The organism is Halorubrum gandharaense (assembly GCF_054654575.1).
Genome location: NZ_BAAIET010000002.1, coordinates 1,191,843 through 1,217,317, shown reverse-complemented (window position 1 = coordinate 1,217,317; position 25,475 = coordinate 1,191,843). Strand labels below are relative to the sequence as shown.

The 25,475-nt window shown below is 67.2% G+C and carries 24 protein-coding genes and 1 tRNA gene; 9 read left to right on the top strand and 16 right to left on the bottom strand.

Going from position 1 to position 25,475, the window contains the following annotated elements:
• Positions 1–60: 60 nt before the first annotated feature.
• From ACYQ07_RS15160 to ACYQ07_RS15130, 7 genes are all read right to left on the bottom strand, one after another.
• The gene (locus ACYQ07_RS15160; RefSeq protein ID WP_459882985.1) at positions 61–1,125 is read right to left on the bottom strand and encodes a Gfo/Idh/MocA family protein; all 1,065 of its coding nucleotides are present in this window, start codon (positions 1,123–1,125) and stop codon (positions 61–63) included.
• A 104-nt stretch (positions 1,126–1,229) separates the two neighbouring features.
• On the bottom strand, positions 1,230–2,354 hold the full coding sequence (locus tag ACYQ07_RS15155; RefSeq protein ID WP_459882983.1) for an ABC transporter ATP-binding protein: 1,125 nt from the start codon (positions 2,352–2,354) through the stop codon (positions 1,230–1,232).
• A gap of 2 nt (positions 2,355–2,356) precedes the next feature.
• A complete protein-coding gene (locus tag ACYQ07_RS15150; protein WP_459882981.1) occupies positions 2,357–3,361 on the bottom strand; it encodes a carbohydrate ABC transporter permease in 1,005 nt (334 codons plus the stop codon).
• On the bottom strand, positions 3,361–4,374 hold the full coding sequence (locus ACYQ07_RS15145) for a carbohydrate ABC transporter permease (RefSeq protein WP_459882979.1): 1,014 nt from the start codon (positions 4,372–4,374) through the stop codon (positions 3,361–3,363). The genes ACYQ07_RS15150 and ACYQ07_RS15145 overlap by 1 nt, the downstream gene beginning before the upstream one ends.
• Before the next feature lie 4 nt (positions 4,375–4,378).
• Complete coding sequence (locus ACYQ07_RS15140; RefSeq protein WP_459882977.1) at positions 4,379–5,827, bottom strand: extracellular solute-binding protein; 1,449 nt, start codon at positions 5,825–5,827, stop codon at positions 4,379–4,381.
• Between the two features lie 151 nt (positions 5,828–5,978).
• Positions 5,979–6,248 carry a hypothetical protein gene (locus ACYQ07_RS15135; RefSeq protein WP_459882975.1) on the bottom strand — a complete coding sequence of 90 codons (270 nt, stop codon included), beginning with the start codon at positions 6,246–6,248 and terminating at the stop codon, positions 5,979–5,981.
• Between the two features lie 185 nt (positions 6,249–6,433).
• Positions 6,434–7,045 carry a helix-turn-helix domain-containing protein gene (locus ACYQ07_RS15130; RefSeq protein ID WP_459882974.1) on the bottom strand — a complete coding sequence of 204 codons (612 nt, stop codon included), beginning with the start codon at positions 7,043–7,045 and terminating at the stop codon, positions 6,434–6,436.
• Between the two features lie 69 nt (positions 7,046–7,114).
• On the opposite strand from ACYQ07_RS15130, the gene ACYQ07_RS15125 reads away from it, so the two are divergent.
• The 3 genes from ACYQ07_RS15125 to ACYQ07_RS15115 all read left to right on the top strand — a co-directional run bounded on the left by ACYQ07_RS15125 (position 7,115) and on the right by ACYQ07_RS15115 (position 9,180).
• On the top strand, positions 7,115–7,420 hold the full coding sequence (locus tag ACYQ07_RS15125; protein WP_459882972.1) for a hypothetical protein: 306 nt from the start codon (positions 7,115–7,117) through the stop codon (positions 7,418–7,420).
• Between the two features lie 159 nt (positions 7,421–7,579).
• Positions 7,580–8,608: a thymidylate synthase gene (thyA, locus tag ACYQ07_RS15120; protein ID WP_459882971.1), complete on the top strand. Its 1,029-nt coding sequence runs from the start codon at positions 7,580–7,582 to the stop codon at positions 8,606–8,608.
• Complete coding sequence (locus ACYQ07_RS15115; RefSeq protein ID WP_459882970.1) at positions 8,605–9,180, top strand: dihydrofolate reductase; 576 nt, start codon at positions 8,605–8,607, stop codon at positions 9,178–9,180. Before thyA ends, ACYQ07_RS15115 begins: the two co-directional genes overlap by 4 nt.
• 22 nt (positions 9,181–9,202) lie before the next feature.
• Here ACYQ07_RS15115 and ACYQ07_RS15110 read toward each other — a convergent pair whose 3' ends face one another.
• On the bottom strand, positions 9,203–9,520 hold the full coding sequence (locus ACYQ07_RS15110) for a hypothetical protein (protein WP_459882967.1): 318 nt from the start codon (positions 9,518–9,520) through the stop codon (positions 9,203–9,205).
• Between the two features lie 176 nt (positions 9,521–9,696).
• Here ACYQ07_RS15110 and ACYQ07_RS15105 point away from each other — a divergent pair, with 176 nt between their 5' ends.
• Complete coding sequence (locus ACYQ07_RS15105) at positions 9,697–10,761, top strand: archaeal proteasome endopeptidase complex subunit alpha (protein WP_459882968.1); 1,065 nt, start codon at positions 9,697–9,699, stop codon at positions 10,759–10,761.
• A gap of 22 nt (positions 10,762–10,783) precedes the next feature.
• Here ACYQ07_RS15105 and ACYQ07_RS15100 read toward each other — a convergent pair whose 3' ends face one another.
• Positions 10,784–11,101 carry a hypothetical protein gene (locus ACYQ07_RS15100; protein WP_459882967.1) on the bottom strand — a complete coding sequence of 106 codons (318 nt, stop codon included), beginning with the start codon at positions 11,099–11,101 and terminating at the stop codon, positions 10,784–10,786.
• A gap of 176 nt (positions 11,102–11,277) precedes the next feature.
• Here ACYQ07_RS15100 and psmA point away from each other — a divergent pair, with 176 nt between their 5' ends.
• The 3 genes from psmA to ACYQ07_RS15085 all read left to right on the top strand — a co-directional run bounded on the left by psmA (position 11,278) and on the right by ACYQ07_RS15085 (position 14,313).
• Positions 11,278–12,063: an archaeal proteasome endopeptidase complex subunit alpha gene (gene psmA, locus ACYQ07_RS15095; protein ID WP_459882965.1), complete on the top strand. Its 786-nt coding sequence runs from the start codon at positions 11,278–11,280 to the stop codon at positions 12,061–12,063.
• An 800-nt stretch (positions 12,064–12,863) separates the two neighbouring features.
• A complete protein-coding gene (locus ACYQ07_RS15090) occupies positions 12,864–13,745 on the top strand; it encodes an MOSC domain-containing protein (RefSeq protein WP_459882964.1) in 882 nt (293 codons plus the stop codon).
• Positions 13,746–13,824: 79 nt separating this feature from the next.
• Positions 13,825–14,313, top strand: a complete 489-nt coding sequence (locus tag ACYQ07_RS15085) for a DUF8215 family protein (protein ID WP_459882962.1) — start codon at positions 13,825–13,827, stop codon at positions 14,311–14,313.
• Positions 14,314–14,366: 53 nt separating this feature from the next.
• Here ACYQ07_RS15085 and ACYQ07_RS15080 read toward each other — a convergent pair whose 3' ends face one another.
• From ACYQ07_RS15080 to ACYQ07_RS15050, 7 genes are all read right to left on the bottom strand, one after another.
• Positions 14,367–16,307, bottom strand: coding sequence for a copper resistance CopC/CopD family protein (locus ACYQ07_RS15080; protein ID WP_459882961.1), 1,941 nt, complete (start codon positions 16,305–16,307; stop codon positions 14,367–14,369).
• Entirely contained in the window at positions 16,307–17,536 is a 1,230-nt protein-coding gene (locus tag ACYQ07_RS15075; RefSeq protein ID WP_459882959.1) for a YncE family protein, read from the bottom strand. The genes ACYQ07_RS15080 and ACYQ07_RS15075 overlap by 1 nt, the downstream gene beginning before the upstream one ends.
• A gap of 111 nt (positions 17,537–17,647) precedes the next feature.
• A complete protein-coding gene (locus ACYQ07_RS15070) occupies positions 17,648–19,219 on the bottom strand; it encodes a TrkH family potassium uptake protein (protein ID WP_459882958.1) in 1,572 nt (523 codons plus the stop codon).
• Complete coding sequence (gene trkA / locus ACYQ07_RS15065) at positions 19,216–20,553, bottom strand: Trk system potassium transporter TrkA (RefSeq protein ID WP_459882957.1); 1,338 nt, start codon at positions 20,551–20,553, stop codon at positions 19,216–19,218. The genes ACYQ07_RS15070 and trkA overlap by 4 nt, the downstream gene beginning before the upstream one ends.
• 259 nt (positions 20,554–20,812) lie before the next feature.
• A complete protein-coding gene (locus ACYQ07_RS15060) occupies positions 20,813–21,601 on the bottom strand; it encodes an Lrp/AsnC family transcriptional regulator (RefSeq protein WP_459882956.1) in 789 nt (262 codons plus the stop codon).
• Between the two features lie 56 nt (positions 21,602–21,657).
• The gene (locus tag ACYQ07_RS15055) at positions 21,658–22,290 is read right to left on the bottom strand and encodes a vitamin K epoxide reductase family protein (protein ID WP_459882955.1); all 633 of its coding nucleotides are present in this window, start codon (positions 22,288–22,290) and stop codon (positions 21,658–21,660) included.
• Positions 22,291–22,998: 708 nt separating this feature from the next.
• Positions 22,999–23,913: a hypothetical protein gene (locus tag ACYQ07_RS15050; RefSeq protein ID WP_459882954.1), complete on the bottom strand. Its 915-nt coding sequence runs from the start codon at positions 23,911–23,913 to the stop codon at positions 22,999–23,001.
• Positions 23,914–24,061: 148 nt separating this feature from the next.
• Here ACYQ07_RS15050 and ACYQ07_RS15045 point away from each other — a divergent pair, with 148 nt between their 5' ends.
• Both ACYQ07_RS15045 and ACYQ07_RS15040 read left to right on the top strand, forming a co-directional pair.
• Complete coding sequence (locus ACYQ07_RS15045; protein ID WP_459882953.1) at positions 24,062–25,213, top strand: metal-dependent hydrolase family protein; 1,152 nt, start codon at positions 24,062–24,064, stop codon at positions 25,211–25,213.
• Between the two features lie 151 nt (positions 25,214–25,364).
• Positions 25,365–25,439: transfer RNA gene (locus ACYQ07_RS15040), tRNA-Glu, on the top strand.
• Positions 25,440–25,475 lie beyond the last annotated feature (36 nt).

Sequence of the window (25,475 nt, the reverse complement as noted above, 5' to 3'; positions counted from 1 at the left end):
GCGGGGGAGGGGACCACGCCGTTGGCCGGCGTCGATGAGTGACGGCCGGCCGAACCGTTCTCAGTCCAGTCGAACGGCGGTACCGGTCTCCGAGGACCGGTAGATCGCGTCGATGACGCGCTGGACGGTCAGCGCTTCCTCCACCGTGTTGATCGACGGCGCCTCGCCGGCGGCGACCGCCTCCAGGAACACGCCCTGCTCGGCCGCGTGGCTGTCGGTTTCGCGGGTCTCGATCTCGGCGTCGGAGAGGTGGTGGCCGCCGTCGACGGCGGCCTCGTGGATCGTCAGCTCGTCCTCGCCGCGGTCGAACGTGGCCCCGGCCTCGGTGCCGCGGATCACGAACTCGTCGTTGGTGGGGCGGTTGGTCGCCCACGCCACTTCCAGTGAGACGGTGTTGCCGTCCGCGTCGCGGATGAACGCGGATGCGGAGTCGTCGACGTCGAACCCTTCGGGACCGGCGTCGTCGCCCCACATGTGGACGTACGCGTAGTCGTCGCGCCCGCCGAACTCCGAGCGCGTCTCGCCGGAGACCTCGACCACCTCGGGATGGTCGAGGAAGTAGAGCGCGAGGTCGATGGCGTGGACGCCGATGTCGATGAGCGCGCCGCCGCCGGAGACGCCCTTCGAGGTGAACCACGACCCGCGGCCCGGCACGCCGCGCCGGCGGACGTAGTTCGCCTCGACGTGCGTGGTCTCGCCGAAGCGCCCCTCGTTCTGGTAGTGCTTGATGACCTGCACTGGGTCGGCAAACCGGTTGTTGAAGCCGACCATGCAGAAGCCGTCGGCCTCACGGGCCGCCCCGGCGATGCGCTCGGCGCTCTCCAGCGTATGCGCGAGCGGCTTCTCCAGGAGCACGTCGAGGCCGGCCTCCAGTGCGGAGACGGCGTACTCCTCGTGGAAGCGGTTCGGCGTCGTCACCAGAACCGCATCGCACGCCTCGTAGAGGTCTCCCTCGCTCTCGTAGGCGTGGACGCCGAACTCCTCGTGGAAGCGCTCGCGGGCGTCCACGTCGATGTCCATGCCGCCGACGAGGTTCGCGCCGCGCTCCTGGAGTCGCGTTGCGTGGTGGTGGCCGATGCCGCCGAGGCCGACGATGCCGACCGCCACGTCGTCTGCGTCAGTCATGCTGTGGAATTCACAACAATCGTTGTTAAAGTTCACGGAGGCGGACGGTGCCCGCGGTGTCCTCACGTTCCACACGATTCGAGAGGGAACGGTCCGTGGACGACTCAGAACCCGTGACTGATCGCCTCGCCGCCGTCTCCGTCAAACAGGTGGAGCTTGGAGCGGTCGAAGACGATGTCGATATCCTGGTCGGGTTCGATCGCCACGTCGGGATCGACGCTCATCAGGACTTGGGCATCGCTGTCACGTTCGATCGACACGTCCTCGGCGTCATCCAACAGCAGATAGACGAAGATCTCGTTGCCCATCGGCTCCAACACGTCCGAGCTCGCGTCGAAGCGGACGGACGGGTCGGCGACCGACGCCTCCGAATCCGCGATGTACACGTCCTCGGGACGCACCCCGAGCGTCACCTCGTCGCCGACCGCCACGTCGTAGGCGTCGAGGTCGAACTGGATGTCGACGAACGGGGATTCGAAGCCGTTCTCAGTCACTTCGCCGTCAAGGAAGTTCATCGCCGGTGAGCCGATGAAGCCGGCGACGAACCGGTTTGCCGGCTCGTTGTAGCAGACCAGCGGCGGGGCGATCTGCTGGAGCTCGCCGGCGTCGATGACGGCGATCCGGTCGGACATCGTCATCGCCTCGGCCTGGTCGTGCGTGACGTAGATGATCGTCGTGTCGAGCTCCTCGTGGAGCCGCTGGAGCTCCGTGCGCATGTGGACCCGGAGCTTCGCGTCGAGATTCGCCAGCGGCTCGTCCATCAGGAACACGTCGGGGTTCCGGACGATCGCGCGGGCGATGGCGACGCGCTGGCGCTGCCCGCCCGACATCTCGTCGGGCATCCGGTCCATCATCCCCTCCAGTTGGACGACCTCGGCCGCGTGTTCGACGCGGCGGTCGATCTCCGCCTGGTCGTACTTCCGCAGGCGAAGCCCGAAGGAGATGTTGTCGTACACGTCCATATGCGGGAACAGCGCGATGTTCTGGAACACCATCGACACCCCGCGGTCCTTCGGCGGGAGGTCGGTGACGTTCCGGTCGCCGATCCACACGTCGCCCGAGGTGGGCAGCGTGAGTCCGGCGATCGTCTCCATGGTCGTCGACTTCCCACAGCCCGAGGGACCGACGAAGGTGACGAACTCGCCGTCCTCGATCTCCAGGTTCATGTCGTCGACCGCCGTTACGTCGTCGTACTGCTTGGTGATGTGTTCGAGTGTAACGTCCGCCATGATTACTCCTTAAGTGCCCCCGTGGTGAGTCCGCTCACGATCTTCTCCTGTGCGACGACGACGAGCAGCGCCACCGGAATGACGCCGATGATGCTCGCCGCCGCCATCAGGTTGAACAGTACCTCGTACTGGCCCTGGTAGCGGAGGATCCCCTCCACCAGCGGCGCCCAGTTGCCCTGTTGGCCGTCCGTCATCAACGAGGAGAAGAAGTACTCGTTGTAGACGGCGATGAACGTCAACACGCCGGCGGTCGCGACGCCGGGCGCCGACAGCGGGACGATCACCCGGAACAGCGCGCCGATCCGGGTCGTCCCCTCGACGCGCGCGGCGTCCTCCAACCCGTCCGGGATCTGCGCGTAGAACGTGGTGAGGATGAAGATCGCCAGCGGCATGAACAGCGCCGAGAAGGGGATCAACATCGCGTGTGGCGTGTTGTACAGCGTCCCGTCGGACATGATCGGCTCCAACACCGCCACCGGCGTATTGAACAGCTGGTTGAGCGGGATGAAGAACGCCGCCGGCGGGAAGAACGACACGATGAGCACCAGCAGCATCAGCGGCCCCTTATACGGGAACTGGAGCCGGCCGAACACGTATCCCGCGAGGCTGGCGACGACGATGACGATCGCCGTCGTCACCGCCGCGATGACGAAGCTGTTGAACACGTACCGGTGGAACGGAACGGTGGTGAACACCTCCACGAACGCGTAGACGTTGATCCCCATCGTCAGGTCGCCCTCCGCAAGCAGCGCCGGGTCGAAGCTGCCGGGCGTGAACACGATGTCCTGCAGGTTGCCGCGCTCCGTGAGCGCAACCATCAGCAGCCAGTAGAACGGGAACAGCGTGGTGACGAGGAAAAACACCGTGGCGGTGTAGAACATCGCCTTGTAGGTGCGCTCGGGATTCTTGATCGCGTTCGCGGCCCACTGCTCAAGGGGGCCGCGGTCGAGCTCGGGCTCCTCTTCGGTGTCGTACTCCGTCAACTCGTCGGACTGGTCTGCGTTCATCAGGTCAACCCTCCTTCGGCCTCACGGAACTGCCAGAGATACACGACGATGAAGCCACCGATCAGCAGTGCGGTGAAGAACGCGACGGTCGCCGCCGTCCCGTATATCCGCGTGCTGAAGATGCCGTCGACCACCATGCAGGTGAGCGAGGGCACGGTCGAACAGCCGATCGTCGAGTCGATCACACCGTACACCCGCATCGCGTCCATCGTCCGGAACAGCATCGCGACGAGCAGCGCCGGCATGATGAGCGGCAGCGTGATCAGCTTGAATCGCTGCCACGGCGACGCGCCCGACACGCGAGCCACGTCGTAGAGGCTGCGGTCGATGCTCTGGAGCCCGGCGAGGATCAACAGCGCCATGAACGCCGACGTCTTCCAGATGTCGGCGATGAGAACGATGAAGAAGCCGTCTCGGCTGCTTCCAAGCGGCGTCGATCCGAACAGGCCGAGCCACTGCATCAGGTCGGAGGCGAATCCGACCTGCGGCTGGAACAGCAGGTAGAACAACATCCCCTGAATCGCCACCGGAATCGCCCACGGCAGGATGATCGCGACGCGGACCCAGCGACGACCACGGAACTCCTTGTCGAGGATCAGCGCCTGGCCGAACCCGATCAGAGTCTCGAAGAGGACGCTGAGGATCGCGAACGCCAGCGTGACGAACAGCGCCTGGCGGAAGAACGGCGTGCCGAGCTCGAGGAACGGGAACGACCCCGAGAGCCCGACGTCGACGACCTCCCGCGTGAGCCGCGTGTCGCCTGCGAGCATGTCAAGGTAGTTCTGGATGCCGACGAACTCGCCGAGCGGCTCGGCGCCAAGCGAGTCCTCGTACAGCGACATCCGGAGCGTTTCGGCGAGCGGGTAGAACGCGACGACCGCCAAAAGCAGGAACGCCGGCACCAACAGCAGATAGGCGTAGGCGGCCTCGCTGAGCGTCTCCATCCGGTTGACCGGACGAGCGAGGAGCTGTTGGATCCCCCCTTTCGTCTCGTCCGAACGGTCCGCGGCCATGGAGCTAGGCCTGCTCGCTGTCCTCTAGCTGCTCGGCGAGAGTCTCCATCGCCTCCGCAGGCGTCTTCTCCTGCCGGTAGGCGTCGTTGACCTCCTGGTAGATCAGCGAGGCCTGCTGGGGCCAGATCTCCGTGACGGGCCGCGCGATCGTGTTCTCGCCGGCGATCGACAGCGTGTCGAGGTAATTCCCAACCGGGCCGACCTCGTCGGCGTCCGCATCCTCGATGACGGAGGGACGCGGCGGGAGATTACCGTTGAGCTCGAAGACAGTGAGCATCACGTTCGGCTCGGTGAACGCCTCCAACGCCTCGATCGCCATGTCGTTTTTGTCCGAGTACGGGTTGACGGTGAGATGCCAGCCGCCGAGCGCGGCCTGCGTGCCGCCGGTGCCCTCGTACTCCGTCTCGCCCTCCTCGACGCCGTATGGGAGCGGCATCACGCCGATCTGGTCGTCGTCGAAGTTGTCGTGGGCCTCGACGATCGAGTAGGGCCAGTTACGCTGGAAGATGGCGTTATCCGCGGTGAGCGCCTCGACGGAGTCCTCCTCGTTGTACACCGTGATGTCGTCGTTGGTGATCTGCGGGTAGTCCGGGTGTGCCTCCTCGTCCTCGTCGCCGTACATGAACGCACGCATCATCCGGATCGTCTCGAGGACGGGCTCCTCCTCGACGGTGATCGGGCGGTCGCCGATGGGGCCAAAGAGGTTGTCGCGGCCGCCGAAGTAGGCGCCGCCGAACGACGTTATCGTCTCGTTGAACGTACAGCAGGCGAGCCCCTCGTAGGAGTCCGCCTGCGTGATGAAGCCGTAGGTGTACTCGTCCTCCCCGCCGTGGTGGTCCCACACGTCGGCGACCGTCTCGGAAAACTCCTGCCAGCTCATCGGGTCGGTGGCCCAGTCGTCGCCTTCGGGGTCGTAGCCCGCCTCTTCGACGAGGTCCTTCCGGTACACCATCACGGGGTAGTCCGGGAAGAACGGGATGCCGTAGAGGTCGCCGGTCTCGGGGTGTGAGACGGTGTCGACGGCGGAGTCGAGATACTCGTCGCGCACGAGGTCGACGATGTCGTCGGGGAGCTCCTCCTCGACGTTCAGCAGCTGTTCGCGCATGATGAACGGGATGGTCCATCCGCTGTCCATCATGAACAGGTCGGGAGTCCCCCGGTTGGAGTCGAGCCCCGCCTGATAGTCGTCACGCCGGGAGTCGGTCTCGAAGTCGCCGGCGCGCACCTCCAGCTCGTACTCCTCGCTCCAGCCGGCATCGTGGAGCGCGGCTTCGAGCTCGTCCTCGATCTCCGAGAGGTCGGAGTCGCCCGACAGCACGAGAACGTTTTCGTCCTCGTCGTCTCCGCCGGTACAGCCCGCGATCCCCATCGCCGCTCCCGTCCCCGTCGCCGCCATGAACCGGCGCCTGGAAACGGGTCCATCCTCATCACCGTGTGAATCAGTATCGACCATGACGGTTTGCACGTTACACACAGTCCAACATATAGCTTTGGACTGTGTTACTACAGAAGTTGTACTCAATTAGTAGCGTCCCTTACGCCCGCCGCTACACGACCGCATATCACCCGTCACAGTCCGCGTATCGGTTGTTTGCCGCCGGCGCTCACTCCGGCGAATCCGGACTCGTGTCACCGTCTTTCGAGTCACCGTCGCCGTACTTGCGGGCGAACGTTCGGTCGGATATCTCTCCGCGCGCGACGCCGGTGGCGTCACGCACCAGCCGGTCGGCATCGAACTCCGCGGGAACAGGATGGTCATCGTCGGCAACTATTGGAAGACGCTCGTCATCGGCCTCCGGGACGTTCGCCTCATAGTGATTACTGCGAATAGTTTCATGGACGGTGTCGAAAGACGCCGGTCCAGCAGCTCTCATCACCGACACGGATCGTCACGGCGGTGAAAACTCGCAGTAAGCACTATCAGTCGGGTTCCGTGAGTTCCGCGCTGACTCCGGGGAGGATCGGTCGTGGGGGTCGTCGTGCCGGCTCATCTGTGCATACTGAGCACACATCACCGTGGTTCGTCCCCTTGACCCGTTAAGGTCTTTACACGCCGGGTTCAGACGCCGGCGTCGTCGAACACGTCCTTCACGAGCTTCGCCTGTGCCGTGCGGAGCCGCTGGGAGAGCGCGGACTTGCTGATCCCGAGCTCGGCGGCGAGCTCCGCGAGGTCCGCGCCGCCGTCCTCGTCGAAGTAGCCGCGCACGACGGCGAGCTCCAGTCCCTCACGCTGTTTCGGCGTGAGATCGGAGAGGTCGAACGTCACCTGCTCGGTGGCCTCCGGCCCCTCGACGACGGCGAGCCGGACCAGTCGAACGCCGCCGAGCACGTCGCGCAGCCCCTCGACGATCTCGCGGACCGTGTTGCGGTCGTCGACGTAGGTCGTCACGAGCATCGTCCCCTCGTGGACCTGCCGAACGCGAGGGACACAGCCGTGCTGCTGGAACACGTAACAGAGGCAGTCGTTGCCGACCTCGCCGGTCGCCCGGTACACCTCGTCGCCGTCGGCCGGCTTGAGGTCGACGCTACACTCGTCGCCGACGGCGTTGATGTCGACCGCCGCGACGTTGTCGGCGCCGTCGACGATGGGGCAGTCCCAGTCGGCCCCCGGCTCGATGTCGAGGTCGACCCGGAGGCGACGCGTCGACATGTCGCCGGAAGCACTTGCCATGACTGACAATTGGATAGCCGCGCGTATATGGTTGTCCCACGCAGCGGCGGCTCACTTCCGTGACGGTGGTTGGGCCTCGTCGGTGGCGCCGAAAAGCGGTGTACGGCGACGAGTCTCGTTGCGCACGCGGGCGACGACCTCGCGGACGGCGGTCTCCTCGGCGGAGAGGGTGTCCCGGTCGAGCTCGTCGAGCAGTTCGCCATACGGTCGTCGGTGCGCTTCTCGTGGCGGACCGTCGACAGCGCCGGGCGCTGTTTCGAGCGCGCCGGCGTGCCGGTGTCGGGCATTGTCGTCCGCTGGTCCCGGCCCGGCACGCCGCCCGCGCTCCCCAGGGGGGTCGTGGCAGTCCGTCAGCTCCTCGCAGCCGTCCGTTGACAGGCGAGCGTTCCCCGCGGAGCGACGCAAATACCACGGATGGGGAACATCCGTGCGGATCCCCGAACCCATCTGCGAACGGTTTTTGGTGCCCCGCGCGTTGGCTCACATAGAGCCGCCGGCCCGCCGGCAGGGCGCCGCGGGTCGGCACCGACCACCATGCAACAGTATCTCGATCTCGTCGACGACACGCTCTCGACGGGCACATACAAGCGGAATCGGACGGGCGTCGACACGATCGCGAGCTTCAGCGGCCAGTACACGGTCGACCTCTCGGAGGGATTCCCACTGCTCACGACGAAGAAGATGGACGGCTATCGCTGGAACTCGCTGATCCACGAGGTGCTCTGGTACCTCTCCGGCGAGGAGCACATCCGCAACCTCCGCGAGGAAACGAAGATCTGGGACGCGTGGGCCGACGAGGAAGGGCTCCTCGACACCGCCTATGGTCGCTTCTGGCGACGGTATCCCGTTCCGGAGGACGACGCCGCGCTCCCCGGCGAGACGTGGCCCGACGACGCCCACCGCTGGGTGAGCGTCGAGGAGACGGCCGATGGCGGCGCGCGCCGGGTGTTCGACCAGATCCAGTACGTGCTCGACACGCTGGAGGAGAACCCGCACTCCCGCCGGATGGTCGTCAACGCGTGGCATCCCGCCAACGCGACCGTCTCGACGCTGCCACCGTGCCACTACTCGTTCGTCGTCAACGTCCAGGGCGGCAAGCTCAATCTCCACCTCACGCAGCGTTCGGGCGACATCGCGCTCGGCGTCCCGTTCAACGTCGCGGCGTACGCCCTGCTGGCGAACGCGCTGGCTCAGCGCACCGGCTTCGAGGTCGGCGAGTTCGGGCATACGGTCGTCGACGCGCACGTGTACTGCGGGCGCGGCGAGCGCGGGCGCTGGTACGCCAACAACCTCCAGTACGTCCAAGAGCGGCTCGCCAACGTCGAGACGAAGGCGGACTACCTCGACGTGAAAGACTGGGTGGTGCGCACGGCGCCCGATGAGCGACCGGACGACGAGGGGTACGACCACGTCCCCGGCCTGCTCGAACAGCTCTCCCGGGAGCCCCGCGACCGCCCGGCGATCCGCATCGCGGACAAGCCGCTCGACGAGCTGACGTACGATGACGTGGAGGTTGTCGACTACGAGTCGGCCGACGCGCTGGAGTTCTCCGTCGCGGAATGACCGGGGAGCCCGATCCGTCGTCGCCCTCCCGGCCTCCCGAGCCGCCCGAGGTTCCCGGCGACCTGACGCTCGCGCTGATCGCGGCCGTGGGCGAGAACCGCGTCATCGGCGACGACGAGGGGATGCCGTGGCACTATCCCGCCGACCTCGCCCACTTCAAGCGCACGACGACCGGCCACCCCCTGATCATGGGGCGGACCACCTACGAGTCGATCATCGAGGCCATCGGCGAGCCGCTTCCTGGACGAACCAGCGTCGTGCTCTCCCGCTCCGACCTCGACCTCCCTGAGGGTGCCGTCCACGCCGATGACCTGCAAACGGCGGTCGACCTCGCGGTCGCCGACGCCCGTGAGCGCGATGTCGACACGATCTACGTCGCCGGCGGCGGGACCGTCTACCGGGCGTTCCTTCCGGTCGCGGACCGCCTCGTCATCACCGAGGTCCCCGAGTTCCCGGAGGGGGACACCACGTTTCCGGTGTACGACGAGGCGGAGTGGACGGCGGTCGACCGCGAGGTATCGGGAGAACTGACGTTTCTGACGTACGACCGTCGGTCGACGACCGAAACGTGACCGGCTGCCAGCCGGACGACGCTCACTGACGCCGAATGGCGATGACCACGACCCCAACCCCGGCGGCGACCACGAGGAACCCCGCCACGGTGAGGAACCCGGCGGGCGTGAACAGGCCGAACGCGACCGCGAGGTCGGCCCCCGGCGTGGCGACGATGGCGACGACGCCGAGCGGCACCTGCAAGAGCAGCTGCGGGACGTAGATGGCGGTCACCAACAGTCCGAGTTGAGTCGTCGACACGCCGAAATTAGCGGCCAACAGCGGGAAAAGCGGCGGATACGCCAGCAGAAACACGTGCGAGAGAAAATGGGCGACCGACACCGTGCCGACGACGAACACTGGTCCCCCGGCGAAAACCTGCGATACCGGTACAGCAACGTAATGCGTGTTACTCTCTCTCTCAATCCGGCGACGTGCTCGGGGAGTCGCGTACCGGTTAAGGAGGCTTTTTCCGTCGCCCCCGATAAGAGGGTCCCAATGAGCGAACGCGTACACACGCGAGCGGGTGGTCGACGATGATGGGCGGTAACGACCAGCAGGCGTACGACCGGGGTACGTCGCTGTTCTCGCCCGACGGTCGGATCTACCAGGTGGAGTACGCCCACGAGGCGGTTTCGCAGGGTGCACCGAGCGTCGGCATCCGCACGAGCGAGGGCGTCGTGCTCGCGGCGATGAGCCGAGCGCGCTCCTCGCTGATGGAAGCCGAGAGCATCGAGAAGCTCCACAAGCTCGACGACCACGTCGGAACTGCGAGCGCCGGCCACGTCGCCGACGCGCGCAAGCTGATCGACTTCGCCCGACGCCAGGCACAGGGCAACCGCCTCCGCTACGGCGAGCCCGTCGGCGTCGAGACGCTCACCAAGTACGTCACCGACCACGTTCAGGAGAACACGCAGCTCGGCGGGTCGCGGCCGTACGGCGCCGCGCTGCTGATCGGCGGCATCGAGAACGGCGAGCCGCGTCTTTTCGCGGCCGATCCCTCGGGCACCCCCTACGAGTGGAAGGCGACCGTCATCGGCGGCGGCCGTCAGGAGATTCAGGAGCACCTCGAAGCGGAGTGGAGCGAGGACCTGACGCTCGCGCTGATCGCGGCCGTGGGCGAGAACCGCGTCATCGGCGACGACGAGGGGGTGCCGTGGCACTATCCCGCCGACCTCGCCCACTTCAAGCGCACGACGACCGGCCACCCCCTGATCATGGGGCGGACCACCTACGAGTCGATCATCGAGGCCATCGGCGAGCCGCTTCCTGGACGAACCAGCGTCGTGCTCTCCCGCTCCGACCTCGACCTCCCTGAGGGTGCCGTCCACGCCGATGACCTGCAAACGGCGGTCGACCTCGCGGTCGCCGACGCCCGTGAGCGCGATGTCGACACGATCTACGTCGCCGGCGGCGGGACCGTCTACCGGGCGTTCCTTCCGGTCGCGGACCGCCTCGTCATCACCGAGGTCCCCGAGTTCCCGGAGGGGGACACCACGTTTCCGGTGTACGACGAGGCGGAGTGGACGGCGGTCGACCGCGAGGTATCGGGAGAACTGACGTTTCTGACGTACGACCGTCGGTCGACGACCGAAACGTGACCGGCTGCCAGCCGGACGACGCTCACTGACGCCGAATGGCGATGACCACGACCCCAACCCCGGCGGCGACCACGAGGAACCCCGCCACGGTGAGGAACCCGGCGGGCGTGAACAGGCCGAACGCGACCGCGAGGTCGGCCCCCGGCGTGGCGACGATGGCGACGACGCCGAGCGGCACCTGCAAGAGCAGCTGCGGGACGTAGATGGCGGTCACCAACAGTCCGAGTTGAGTCGTCGACACGCCGAAATTAGCGGCCAACAGCGGGAAAAGCGGCGGATACGCCAGCAGAAACACGTGCGAGAGAAAATGGGCGACCGACACCGTGCCGACGACGAACACTGGTCCCCCGGCGAAAACCTGCGATACCGGTACAGCAACGTAATGCGTGTTACTCTCTCTCTCAATCCGGCGACGTGCTCGGGGAGTCGCGTACCGGTTAAGGAGGCTTTTTCCGTCGCCCCCGATAAGAGGGTCCCAATGAGCGAACGCGTACACACGCGAGTGGGTGGTCGACGATGATGGGCGGTAACGACCAGCAGGCGTACGACCGCGGTACGTCGCTGTTCTCGCCCGACGGCCGGATCTACCAGGTGGAGTACGCCCACGAGGCGGTCTCGCAGGGTGCACCGAGCGTCGGCATCCGCACGAGCGAGGGCGTCGTGCTCGCGGCGATGAGCCGGGCGCGCTCCTCGCTGATGGAGGCCGAGAGCATCGAGAAGCTCCACAAGCTCGACGACCACGTCGGAACTGCGAGCGCCGGCCACGTCGCCGACGCGCGCAAGCTGATCGACTTCGCCCGACGCCAGGCACAGGGCAACCGCCTCCGCTACGGCGAGCCCGTCGGCGTCGAGACGCTCACCAAGTACGTCACCGACCACGTTCAGGAGAACACGCAGCTCGGCGGGTCGCGGCCGTACGGCGCCGCGCTGCTGATCGGCGGCATCGACAACGGCGAGCCGCGCCTGTTCGCCGCCGACCCCTCCGGCACCCCTTACGAGTGGAAGGCGACCGTCATCGGCGGCGGCCGTCAGGAGATTCAGGAGCACCTCGAAGCGGAGTGGAGCGAGGACCTGACGCTGGACGACGGCGTCGAACTCGCGCTCGAAGCGCTCGGCGAGCACGCCGACGACCTCGAGCCGACCCACGTCTCCATCGCGACGATCACCGAGGCGGACGGCTTCGTCGACCTCTCCGCCGAGGACGTCGCCGACGCGTTCGACCGCTCGGCTGTCGAACTCCCCGAGACGGACGAGGAGGACGACGCCGACGCGGACGACGGAAGCGACGCCGACGAGGAATAACCGGCGACTCCGGACCCGCGGTCCCGGTGGCAGTCGGTCGCCGGCTGCCCCACCGTCCGGACGCCTCCTTGTGCAGCGCGGATCACACGTTCTCCACGTTCTTACTCTGCTGAAATCCGCAGCAGAGGCCGAATTCTGGTCGATTGCGTCCCGATTGACGCCCAGTAAGTGACCTCGGGAGTGGGTCTATCACGTGGGCAGGTTCGTCGTTTATAAGTGGTGCGTTGGTGTGGTTGGTTTCTGTTTATAAGGCGTGTTTGTTCGGTGAGGTGCTGGTTTTGCGCTGGTGGGGACCGCCTTCAAAAGCCCCAGCCGGCTCCGGTCGAGGGGCTCGCTGCGCGCTCAAAAGGCCTCTCGGCACCGCCCGGCCTTTTGAGTGCTTACGTCGCCCGTCTTCCCGGAGCCGGCTGCCCCTTTGAGTCCCACCCCGCACCGCACAGCACCGCACCTCACGCCTCCCCAGCCTCGCCGCTCGCTTCGCTCGCGGCGTCCCTCGCGCGCCGACGAGCGCCCGCTGGGCGCTCGCCGGGCGCGCCACCGCACCGCGCGTCCGTTTATAAGGCGTGCGTCAGCGCCACTCTCGACAGTTTATATACTCTCCCGCCGGCGACGAATTGCAACACCCACTCCCGCTATCGTTCAATTAGCAACCTCCGCCGACCGTCTCTGTGGCTCATTTAAATAGGGCTCTCAGCAGAACACAATTTCTGAAATTCTCACAATGTGTACTCGCCGACTCCGTCCAAACGCTGACGTGAGTGCACGGGACGCTTTTGTCGGCGGGCGCTATAGCTCCGGGCATGACACACGTCGACGAACTCGTCGCGTACCCGTTCAAGTCGCTCGACGGCGTCGCCGTCGAGCGCGCCGAGCTCGGTCCGCGCGGCGCGCTCCGCGGCGACCGCTCGTACGCGCTCGTCAAGGCGGGCGTCGACCCCCACGACGCGTCCGTCGGCGGCGGAGGCGGCTACGTCAACGGCAAAAGCGAATGCCGGATCCACCAACTCTCGGCCAGCTACGAGCTGGTCGACGATCCGGGCGATGCCACGCCGACCGCCGTGACGCTGGAGCGACCGGAAAGCGAGCAGACGGGCGCGCCCGCCGACCGCCGGCGGTTCGCGCTTCCCGAGGAGGGTGCGGCGCTCGCCGACTGGGTCGGCGAGTTCCTCGGCTACGAGGTCGACGTCGTCCGCGAGCCAAAGGGCGGCTTTCCGGACGACCGCGAGGCAACGGGGCCGACGGTCGTCGGGCACGGGACGCTCGTGGAGGTCGCCTCGTGGTTCGACGGCGTGGCCGACGCGACGGAGCTGCGCCGGCGGCTTCGGCCGAACGTCGTGCTCTCGGCCGACGAGCCGTTCTTCGAGGACCGGCTGTTCGCCGACCGCGACTCCCGCGTCCGATTTTCGCTCGGCGAGGCGACGCTGTTCGGCGTCAACCCCTGCCAGCGGTGCGTCGTTCCGTCGCGCCACCCGGATACGGGCGCCGAGCACCCGGAGTTCCGCGAGACGTTCCTCCGGAAGCGGCGTGAGACGATGCCCGACTGGTCCGGCGGCGACTGGTTCGACCACGACTTCCGGCTGATGGTGAACACCGTCGTTCCGGAATCCTCGTGGGGAACCGTCGTCGAAACCGGGGACCTCCTCGAGTTGGGCGACCGCGTGCCGGCGTCCGACACGCAATGATCCGACACGCAGCAGGCCGCCACCAGTGAGCCGGCGCGAGGGGCCCCGTGGCCGAGAAACCGCCGCTGCACGGTCGAACGTGCGCCGAACGTGGTACGGCTACGGCACCCTCACGCGAACCGAGAAGAGCGGCGTCGGCATCTTCCTCCACGACGCCACTCGCATCTCCGCCGAGATGACGGTTCTCGCGCTTCCCGTACTGCTGTTCGTGATGGACTCGCCCACCACCGGATGGTTCGACGCCAAGGCGACCGGTTTGCTGGCGCTGACGGTCGCCATCGTTGCAGGGACGCTCGTGCGCGGCGGGTGGATTCGGCCGTTGGGATCGGCAACCCCCGGCTGGGTGACGCTCGCTCCGGTGCCGCTGGTCGTCCGCATTCCGTACTTCAACGCCCTGTTCGCACTCGCCATCTTCGGCGGTCTCGTCGTTGGCGGGGTGGTCGGCGCGCCGAACGCCGGCGACACGATTGCGGTCGCCGTCGGCCTCGGCTGGGCGGTCGGCATCGCGCTCGTCGGCACGGTCGCGTTTCCGCGAGTGGCCGAGGAAGCGGTCGCCAGGGTAGGGTAAGGTAGAGTAGGATAGCGGAGCCGCCGAGAGGCGAGAAGTCCAACGATCGGCGACTACCGACGCCGGCGAACGAACGCTGTGGTTTCGTACGCCAGCGCGAGGAGACCGAGAACTCCCACGACCAGCCCGACGAGCCGGACGTTCTCGCCGAACTCGGTCACCTCGCCGGCGTCGTCGGCGACGTGGTGGTCGTGTTCGGCCAGGATGACGTACATGTCGAACCAGATGCTCTCGGGGCCGTCCGCCGTGTCGAGGTCGACGCGAACCTCCCACCCGCCGATCCGGGAGATGGAGTGGACGGTTCCGTACGTTCCCTCCTCGACTGCCTCAAGCTCCAGGCTCCGTGAGATTCCGTCGTGCGGGTGATACAGGTACAGCGACGCGTCGGCGTCCGGAAGGGGTTCGCCGTCCCGCGTCGCCCGCACGTCGAACACCGTGGGCTCGTTCTCGCGAACGACGACCGCCCGGTCCGACACCGTGCTCCCGGGCGTGACGGACAGCTCAACCATCGTCTCGCCGTCAGCTCCCGTCTCACCGGACAGCGACCCGGTCCCGGCGGCCTCGTGACCGAGGACCATCGCAGCCGGAGCCACGGACGTGACGACACCCGCAAGTAGCACGACGGCGACGAGGACGACGACCTCGACACGGACGCCGGCGCGCAGCGTGTCCAGCGCGGCGACCGACCCTTTCCGAAGACGACGCAGGACGACCGTGCGTGCGAACGCGCCGAGTCCGAACGCGACGAGCAGCACGCCGACCTTCGCCGCGAGCGCGGCACCGTACGTCGTCGTTGCCAGCGCGCTCTCGGAGGGGACGTGCCACGCGAACAGTCCCGCCCCGGTGAGTACTGCGAGGCTGACGCCCGCGAGCGCCGCGAGCGAGAACCGCTCGACGATTGCGGTCGTCCGTTCGACGCGCTCCTCGTCGTCCGTCTCAAGTCGGTCGATCGCCGGCAGCGCGATGAGCGCGAGCGTGGCCAATCCTCCCAACCAGAGGCCGGCGCCGACGAGGTGCAGCCCGTCGAACCACGTGCCAAGCAGCCGGTCGACGGTGACCGCGGAGTGGCTTGACCACGCCACCGTGCCGGCGAGCGCGAGCCCGGTTGCGACCGCGGTGCCGAGCAGCGGTCGGTTGGCCGTCGGACGCCGGTGGCAGGCGACGATCGCTGCGGTGCCGACAGCCGCGATGGTGGTCTGTGCGAGCCACACCCGGCCGAGCGGCACGCCCGCGAACTCGACGACCGCGGCCGGCGTCAGCCCGCTCCGCACGTCCAGCAGCCGGGCGAGCCCCAGCCCGAAGGCGGCGACCGTCGTCACCGCAGCCACCCCCGCCAGCAGCCGGCCGCTTCGCCGCCGTACCGTCGGGACGACTGCGGTGCCGTTGAGTGCCGGGTACACCGCGCCGTAGACGGTCGTCGGCAGCCCGATCAGGCCGAGCACGCCGAGCAGGAGGAGCCCCTTCAGAAAGCTCTCCGCCGGCGGCATGCCGTCGTCGTCCGCCTCGCGGTGGCTGTCCAGCACTTGCTCGCGGTCGAGCGCGTCCTCGCCCACGACGAAGAAGAAGCTCCCGCTCGTGGTGTGGCCGTCGTCGGCGAGCACCTCCCACTCGACGGTGTAGACGCCCTCGTCACTCGCCCCGTCGTCCGCCGCGTCACCCCCCTCCGCAGCCGCACCGTCGAGCGTCGCCCTGACCACCGACCGGTCGGCGCCGTCGACGGCCACCTCGCTCGCGACGTTCTCGCCGTTCGGTGCGGTCACGGCCACGTCGGCGATCTGCACGCCGTCACCCGTGTACTCCAGCGTCACCGTCTCGGGCAGCGCGTCGACCGACTCCCCGCTCTCGGGTGAGGACTCCGCGAGGTAGGCGTGGCCGGCGACGGGCGCCGCGAGCGCACCCGCGATGACGGCCACGAGCAGGAGGCCGACGAGCAGCCCCGCCGCTCGGGAGGCGTTGGCGGACCCGCCCTCATCTCGGGAGCGTGTGGCCCGCATCAGACCGTCAGGTACGTCACCGTGTCGACGCCCTCGCCTACTTCGGCCAGCGCGACCCGCTCGCGTGCGGCCATGTCGATCACGGCAAGCACGCCGTCGGCATCCGCGGGCGTGGCGTAGTAGCCGTCGCCGGTCGTCGCCGCCCGGTGGAGATGGTCGGCGTCGTCCGGCCGCTCGATGTCGCCGGCGCCGATGCGGTCGACGATCGTCTCCGCGTCCACGTCGATGACAGTCACGTCCGGCGTTCCCGTGTTTGCGGCGAAGGCGTACGTCGTTCCGTCGGCCTCGTGGAAGCCGAGGGTATCCGGACCGCCCTCGTCGAGTTCGACCGACGCGACGCGCTCGTCGTCCGCGCTCGTGGCGTCGAGGAAGTGCACCGTGTTGCCGTCGACGATGCCGAGCAGCTCGGCGCCGACGTAGAGGCCGCCGCCGTACTCGCGAGCGTCGAGGCGCTCGTCCGTTTCCGTGTCGACGATCGCGAGGCGACCGTCGGTGCACTCGAAGTAGGCGTGGCCGTTCCAGGGCGAATAGGCCCCGTAGTGGGTGCCGGCGCCGTCACACAGCTCCACGTGGCCGGTCTGCTCGCGAGCGTCGACGTCGATGGTCGTCGCCGCCGCGCTCGTCACGTTCGTGCCGTAGGCGGCCCCGTCGAGGGACTCGTGCGTGACGAGCTTGCCGTGCCCGCCCTCGTCGAGCCCGGAGTCGACGGTGTCGACGACGGTGCGCTCCGCGGCGTCGATCACGTGGAACCGCCCCTCATCGTCCGAGTGGACCCACGCTTCGCCGGGTCGGGGTTCGAACATGTGGACCGGATCCGGCCCCACGTCGATCCGGGCTTCGACCGTCATCGTCGCGGGATCGAGCACGACCGCCTGCGCACGCGAGCCGTCACAGGCGTACACGTCGCCGTTCGAGAGCTGTCTCGCGTCGCCCCACGAAACGCCCGACACGTCCTCGGTGTCGGCGAGCACCTCGCCGGTTTCGGGATCGACCGCCGCGATCCGGTCGGGTGCGAGCGCGAGGAAGACGCTCGTGCCGGCGTCGAGTACCGGTTCCGTCTCCGTCCCCTCCGGCGTGTCCGAGTCGTCAGCAGGTTCGTCGTCCTGGTCCGACGAGTCGGCGTCGCCGTCGTCGCCGGGCGCCTCGTCGTCGGCACAGCCGGCGATTCCGGCACCGACGCCAACCGCAACGCTACCCAGAAGCGTTCGTCGTCGAAGTTCGTCCGTCACGATCGGACATTAGCGCCGTTCGGGTTTCCTGTTTCTGGTAGAGCTCTCGAACGGGTGCGTAGATCCGGGACGACCGATCCGGGCGCCAGATGCCCGTCGGCCGCCGATGGCTCACCCGCGCTCTTCGATCCCGCCGACGAGCAACGCGAGCACGGGGACGATCTCCAGCCGGCCCACCCACATCAAAAATACCATGAGCAGCTTCGAGCTGTCCGGGAAGAACAGATAGCTCCCGAACGGCCCCAGCCGACCGAACCCGGGGCCAATGTTCCCGATCGTGGCGAGCGATGCACTCGCGGCTTCGAGCACCGTGAGCTCGACGCCGATTCGCGCGGAATCGAGGCCGATGAAGACGGCGGCGAGCCCGAACAGCACCACGTACAACACCGTGTACGCCAACACGCCTCGGACCGCCCCCTCGTCGACGACGTGCTCGCCGAGTCGAATCGGGCGAACCACGTCGGGGTTCGCCGAGCGGAACAGCTCCCGCTCGACCGCTTTCAACGCGACGATCCACCGCACCACCTTGATCCCGCCGCCGGTTGATCCTGCAGACCCGCCGACGAACATCGCGAGCAGCAACACCAGCTGCGCACTCGCGTCCCACTGTGCGAAGTCGGCAGTCGCGAACCCGGTGGAGTTCATCAGGGATCCGATCTGGAAGACGGCCTGCCGAAGCGCGTTTTCAGTCATTCCAGCCGTCATGCCGCCAGGCTCCGTCGCCGGCGCAGCTCCGCGGACGAGCAACAGCGCAAGGAACCCGGAGATCACGGCGAACGCGCCGACGTACACTCGAAATTCGGCGTTCTCCCGGAGCGCCTTCACCTCCCCGTGGAGCACCTGCCAGAACAGCGCGAAGTTGACGCCGGCCGCGACCATGAACGGAATGATGATCCACTGGACGACGGCGGAGAAGGCGCCGATGCTGTCCGCCTGCGGGGAGAATCCGCCAGTCGGCATCGTCGTGAAGGCGTGTGCGACGGCATTGTAGAGGTCCATGTTCGGGGCGTGGCCCAGCAAGTGCGCACCGTAAAGCAACGCCGCGAGGACGACGGTGAATCCGAGGTACACCACCCACAGCGCCCGCGCGGTTTCGGCGATGCGTGGCGTGAGCTTCTGCAGGTCCGGCCCCGGCGCTTCCGAGTCCATCAGCTGCGCGCCGTTGACTGCCAACTCGGGGAGGATCGCGATCATCAACACGATGATCCCCATGCCGCCGAGCCACTGGGTGAGCTGTCGCCACAGCAACAGCGCGTGTGAGTGGCGGTCGACGCTGATCTCGCCGAGTACCGTCGCGCCCGTCGTCGTGAACCCGCTCATCGACTCGAACAGCGCGTTGACCAGCGACCCGACGAGCGCAGCCGTCGACCCCGTCTGGAGCCCGACGGTCGATTCGGTGCCGTAGCCCGCGAGCAAGTAGGGTACGGCACCGATGCCGGCGGCCGCGAGCCACGCCACGGCCACCAACAACAGTGCCTCCGCGGGCCCCATCTCGGGATCCGGATCGAGGCGTTCCAGGACGAGGCCGATGACGACGGCGATCGCGATGGTGGCCATGAACACCCACGCATCCTCGCCGTAGTATAGCCCCACCCCGAGCGGAACCAGCATCGTCACCGCGAGATACTTCACGACCGTTCCCACGAGACTCAGGCTGGCATGCCAGTTTGCGTGTCGTATCATGCCAACCCCGTGAGCTCGTTCACGTACGACGACTCCACGAAGAAGACGACGTGGTCGCCGAGTTTGAGCTCCGTCTCACCACGCGGCGTCACGAGTTCGCGATTCCGGGTGATCGCGCCGATGACGAACCGGCCGTCGAGGTCGGCGACCACCTCGCTGATCCGTCGGCCCGCGATCTCGCTGTCGGTGCCGAGCTCGATTTCGACGACCTCCGCCTGGTCGTCCTCCAGTACGGCGACGTTCTCTGCGATCGTCTCGTAGCTGAATCGGGTGATCTCCTCGGCGGTCACCATGCGGGGGTTGACTGCCACGTCGACGCCGACCTCCTCGAACAGGGTGACGTAGTCGCCGCTGTCCACGACGGCCATCACCCGCGCACAGCCGAGGCGTTTGGCGAGCACGGAGACGAGCAGGTTCTGCTCGTCGGAGTCGAGCGCGGCGACGACGATGTCGGCCTCGTCGACGTGCTCGCGCGCGAGGAACTCGGTGTCGGTCGCGTCGTGTTCCATCACCAGCGTGTTCGGGAGGTTCTCCGCGAGCCAGCGGGCTCGCTCGGCGTCCTGTTCGATCAGCCGCGGTTTGAGCCCGCTCTCCTCCAACAGTCGGGCGGTCTGGTAGCCCACCTCCGAACCACCAACCACCACGATCTCGTCGGCCGCATCCGGCGTCGCCTGTGGGCTCACGTGTCGTGCGAACGACCGGACGCTCTCCGGGCTCCCGATCACGACCGCGCGGTCGCCGGCGCGGATATCCGTGTCGCCGCGTGCCAGCACCATCTCGCCGTCGCGAAACAGGCCGGCGAAGGTGAGCGAATCGAAGCGGTCGGCCTCCGCGACCGTCTGGCCGGCGACGGGGCTCCCTCCGTCGATTTCGAACTCGGCCATCTGGACGAGACCGCCGGCGAACGGGTCCACGTCGACGGCAGCCGGCAGTCCGATCACCCGGACGATGCTCTCGGCGGTGAGCAAGTCGGAACAGACGACGAAATCGGCCCCGAACGCCGTGTGGTCACGCTCCCACGTTCGGAGGTACTCCGTCCGTCTCGTGCGCGCGATGGTGAACGGGTCGCCGAGCGTCTTGGCCGTCCCGCAGGCAACGAGATTGGTGAGGTCGTCGTCCGCACACGCGATGAACATACCAGCATCTCCGACGCCGGCGGTCTCCAGCGTCGTCAGCTCGGTGCCGTCACCGGCGAGCGTCAACACGTCCAGATCGTATTTGAGCTGCTCCGCCCGCTCCGGGTCCTTGTCGATGACCGTCACCTCGTGGGCAGACGCCAGATTGGCGGCGATGGTCGTCCCGACCTCGCCGGCGCCGATGATGACGACCTTCATGCGAACACCGCTTCGTGGGCTCTGAATGCAGTAGACATCGTATGCTGAACGTGAATCCCGAACGACACGACGGGATCCGCTGTGCTCCGCTCCCGGATTGTGGATGAAGGATTATAATGCTTCTCTATTGCGGAGTGAGCAATCAGAGAGTAATATTATGGTTCCTCTACTGCTAACTGATCTCTGGGCGGGTGAATGACCCTCCCTGTCGGCGAGCGTCCACCGATGTCACACGTATTCGAGTCGGAAGCCCACGACCTCAGTCGTGGGTCGATGACTGCGCCGACCGCTTTTCGCTGAAGGCCGTCAGCGTGCGGTCCAGCTCGTTTCCACGTGAGAGCAGGGTGACCACGTCGTCCGGTTGGAATACGGTATCACCGCGCGGTGTCAACACGACGCCGTCGCGCTCGATGGCGACCACAAGCGCCTCGTCGTCGAGGAGGTCGGTTTGAGCCGCCTCCGCGAGGGAGCGTCCCGCCGCCGGCGCGCCCTCGGCGACGGTTACCTCGACGATGTTGGCGCCACCGGCGAGGCTCACGAAGTCCGCGGGCTCCCACGCCGGCGAATCCTCGTCGAGACCGAACGGGGTGTACGGCTCGTCGAACTCCTCACGAATGAGCCGCTCGTCGACGACCGACGCGCCGGACTCGACGAGCGCGGCGACGATCCGGTCGTGGTCCCGACTGTCGTCACCCACGGCAGTGACGTGGAGGTTTTCGTTCCCGCCGAGTAGCTCTCGGACGTTCGTGACACCCGGAATGGAGCGCACTTCGCGGACGACCGCCGAGAGTTCCGCGGGCGCCACCGTACAGACGTAGAGGTACGTGAGCTTGTCGGCGGCGCGAGCGAAGTCCACTTGCGCCGTGTAGCCACGGATAACACCGTGTTGTTCTAGCCGGTCGATCCGGTTGCGGATCGTCCCCGGTGAGACGTTGACCGTCTCGGCCACCATCGGTGCGGACGTGTTCCGGGCATCGTCCATCAGCGCGTGGATGATCCGTCTGTCGATGTCGTCGAGCCGGTAGTCGTCGCCGTCGGGGTTGCTCATTCAGTTAGCGGTAGTTCGCACCCCTGTCGAATAAGGCTACAGGAAATGAGACCCGTTTAAAACGGGACGACCTCGGGCAGCGGCAACAGCGGGACCACGAAGAGGCCGACGAGCGTCACGACGCCGAGCGCCACCGGAACGAGCACGCCGGCGAGGTTGGTTCGGGCCACCAGCGGACGAAGGTCACCGACCATCGCCGAGAGCGCCGGCGTCGAGCTCGTCGAGAGGGCGGCCAGTTCGAGCGCGAACAGCACGACGGTCGCGCCCGCGGACACCATACAGAACGGACAGATCGCCCCGATGACGCCCAACTGGAGGTAGACGAAGGACGCCGAGAACAGCACGCCGGTTGCGGTGATCGGCGTCAGGATCTTCAGGATCAGTGGGTGTCGCGTGTCGAACCACCAGAGCGCGAGCCCGATGGTCGTGAGGTAGTAGAACCCGCCCAGCGTCGCGAGCGGGATGCCGAACACGTACGCCCACTGGCTCGTGATCACCTCGATGCTTCCCTGCACCGGCGCGCCATCCGGTATTGCAGGAATTGCAAACAAATGGATGGCGGTCAGCAACACCGTCACCAACCATCCGACGACCGCAACAGCCGTGAACATCCCGAGCAGCTTGCTCGTTATTTCTCCGTACTCCCAACCTTCATCGAACGTCGTCGTAGTTGCGGATTGCACTGCCATACAGCTACCAATACGCACATGAGATATTAAAGAATTGTGCAATACATACAATATAGAGGACCACTACGGCTCCATTGAAATCCCCGCAGATGGCACGCTTTCAGCTGGTTGTCGTCTACAAGGCTCTCGAAGAGCGATACTGGGACTGGGTATTGCAACCGGCGTCATCGGTGATCGCGAACGAACGACCATGGATGGACCGCTGCTCCCCGTTAAATTCGGACTGCGGTCGGCGCGCGCGAGGAACGCGCGCGAGGGAGGTCGCCGGCGGCCGCGGAGCGGTCCCGCGGCCGCCGGCGACCGAGGCTGGGGAGGGCTGAGGTTGCGGTGCCGTGCGGGGTGGGGCGGGTGGGACACAACGGGGCAGCCGTTCCCGCCGCAGGCGGGAACCAGCGCGAGCCGGACCGTTGTCCGAACCCCGCGTCCGAACCCCGCGTCCGAACCCCGCGACCGAAGCCGGCTGAGGCGCTGGAGCTGTTCGCCGGCGGACTCGCTCCACTAACTGCTTATCAGGTGCCATCAGCGGTGTCACAGGCGGTTCTCACCAGCACAGCACCAGGACTCCGCCATTCAAACACACCCGACAACCCGCTCACAACTTCGCCGATGCCCCGCTGATACACCCCTCACCCGTGTCCACAGTTGCGGGAATCTCCTCCACCGCGACCAGTGTTGGCCAAAAAGCGCAGTGTCCGAAACGCCACGATCTCACCGGCCGCCGTCGGTCAGCGCAACCGCGTCATCGTCAGCACCGGACCCTGCCGTCCCAGCCGGCTCCTCGTCGACGGCGGACGCTGCAACGCCGGCGACCGTGCCGGTCTCCATCGGGGATGGGGAGGCGACGAAGTGGCCGTACAGGGTCACCGCGACGACCGCGTACGCCACGAGGTCGTAGTGGACTGCACCGCCGAACGCGGTGAACGCGGCCAGCGAGCTGTACGCGTGGACGACGACGACGCCGGCGACGAAGCCGACCTCGCGGGTGAGCCGCCGATCCGCGAGCGCTCGGCGAGCGCGACCGATGGTCGGGCCGCACGCTATCAGGAACGCCACCCCGGACAGCGCCGCGAGATTGACGTAGAAGTGTGTCGCCACCGAGGAGGCGAGCAGACCCTGCAGGTACGCCACGGTCGCGGGGTCGTAGAACAGCCACTCCACGCGTGTGGGATACAGGACGCCAATGTAGGGGACGGCCACCATCAGCCCGAACAACACCGCGACCGCCACCCGAGCGTTCGCGAACTGGCCGGCGCGTCTGGTCTCGAACGCGTCGTCGCCCGGTGCGACGACCAGTCCGAGCGACGCGAGCTCCGCGCGCAGCGTCTCGCGGTCGACATCCGCGGCGTGATGGACCCGAACGGTTCCGTTCCGATGCGTCGCCGACGCCGCACTCACGCCGTCGTGATCGGCCAACACCGCCTCCAGCAGCCGCTCGTCGCGTTTCGTGTCGAGCCCCTCGACCGCGAACGTGTCCTGATCGTGGTCGGGGGGAATCCGGGAGACCTCGACGCCGCCATCGTGCCCGGCATCGCCGCCGCCGTTCGCCGAGTCGTCGACCGAAACACCGCGTTTGCGGGCCGCCGTCCGGAGCCGGTCGCCGGTCGCGGGAGGCTGCGCCACCATGTGTGTGCTATTCGTGTACAACCCAATGAAGATTTCCCCGTCGAACTGGCTGTCCCGTTACCACCCCGGACGACGATCCGCGGGCTCGACGAGTCAGCTACACTTCCGCCTCCCAACGTTTTACCCCGTCTCGCGTCCCTGACTCCGTATGCACGTACTTACCGGCGGGCGCATTGCGGACGTTGACGGAACCAGGAAGGCTGACGTGGCGATCGAAGACGGCGAGATCGTCGCCGTCGGCGACGTGGGGCGCGGCACCGAACGGACGGACGTGGGCGGCAAGGTCGTCGCACCCGGCCTGATCGACTCACACGTCCACCTGATGATGGACGGCCGCGCCGACGTGTCGACGGCGGTCGCCGAGTCCGACTTCACCGCGAGCTACCGTGCGACCGAACATCTGCGCGAGGCGGTCGAGGCCGGCGTGACCGGCGTCCGGGACCTCGGCGCTCGGGACACCCTCGCGCTCGACGCACGCGACGCGATCGAGGAGGGAACCCTTGTCGGCCCTCGCGTCGCCGCCTGCGGGCGCAACGTGATCATGACCGGCGGCCACGGCAACTGGTTCGGCCGCGAGGCCGACGGCCCTGACGAAGTCCGGAAGGCGGCACGCGAACAGCTGAAGGCCGGCGCCGACGTGCTCAAAACGATGGCGACCGGCGGCGTGCTCACCGAGGGCGCCGTGACCGGGGCACCCGAGCTCACCCCCGCCGAACTGGAGGCGTTCACCGACGCCGCGGCGCCCACGGACACGCCGACGGCGGCACACGCCCACGGCGAGGAGGGGATCAAAAACGCCGTTCGTGCCGGGATCACCAGCATCGAACACGGGACGTTCATGGACCGCGAAGCTGCCGAGCTGATGGCCGAGAAGGGTACCTACTGGGTGCCGACCGCGAGCGCGCTCCACGGCATCGTCGACAACGGCGTCGAATCGGGCATCCCGGAGGACGCCGTCCGAAAGGCGGAGGACGCCGCCGACCGCTTTGAGACCGCCTGGGAGCACGCCCTCGACGCCAGCGTGACGATCGCGATGGGGACGGACGCCGGGACCCCGTTCAACCACTTCTCGGACATCCCCCAGGAGATGGAGTACATGGTCGAATACGGGCTCACGCCGGCGGAGGCGCTGGAGGCCGCGACGGTCACCGCCGCCGAGCTCGTCGGCTTCGAGAACGCCGGACGGGTCACGGAGGGGTACCGTGCGGACCTGGTCGTCCTCGAGGACGATCCCAACGAAAACGCGAGCGCATGGCGCGACCCGGAGGCCGTCTTCGTTGACGGCGATCAGGTGGTCTGACCCGACCGGTCGGTCGCCGTCCGATCTCGTTTGCGCCGGCGCCGTCGCCCACTGCGGGCTACGTCAGACCCACCCACGGCGCACCCAAAGCGACACCGTTTTAATTAGCAACACCATACGCAGAAATGCGTCAAGCAGGACGCGGACGAACGCTCTGGTGGTGTAGTCCGGCCAATCATATTGCCCTCTCACGGCAATGACCTGGGTTCAAATCCCAGCTGGAGCATTTCTTCCTTTCGCGAGTTTCCTTCCGGAGAGTCGC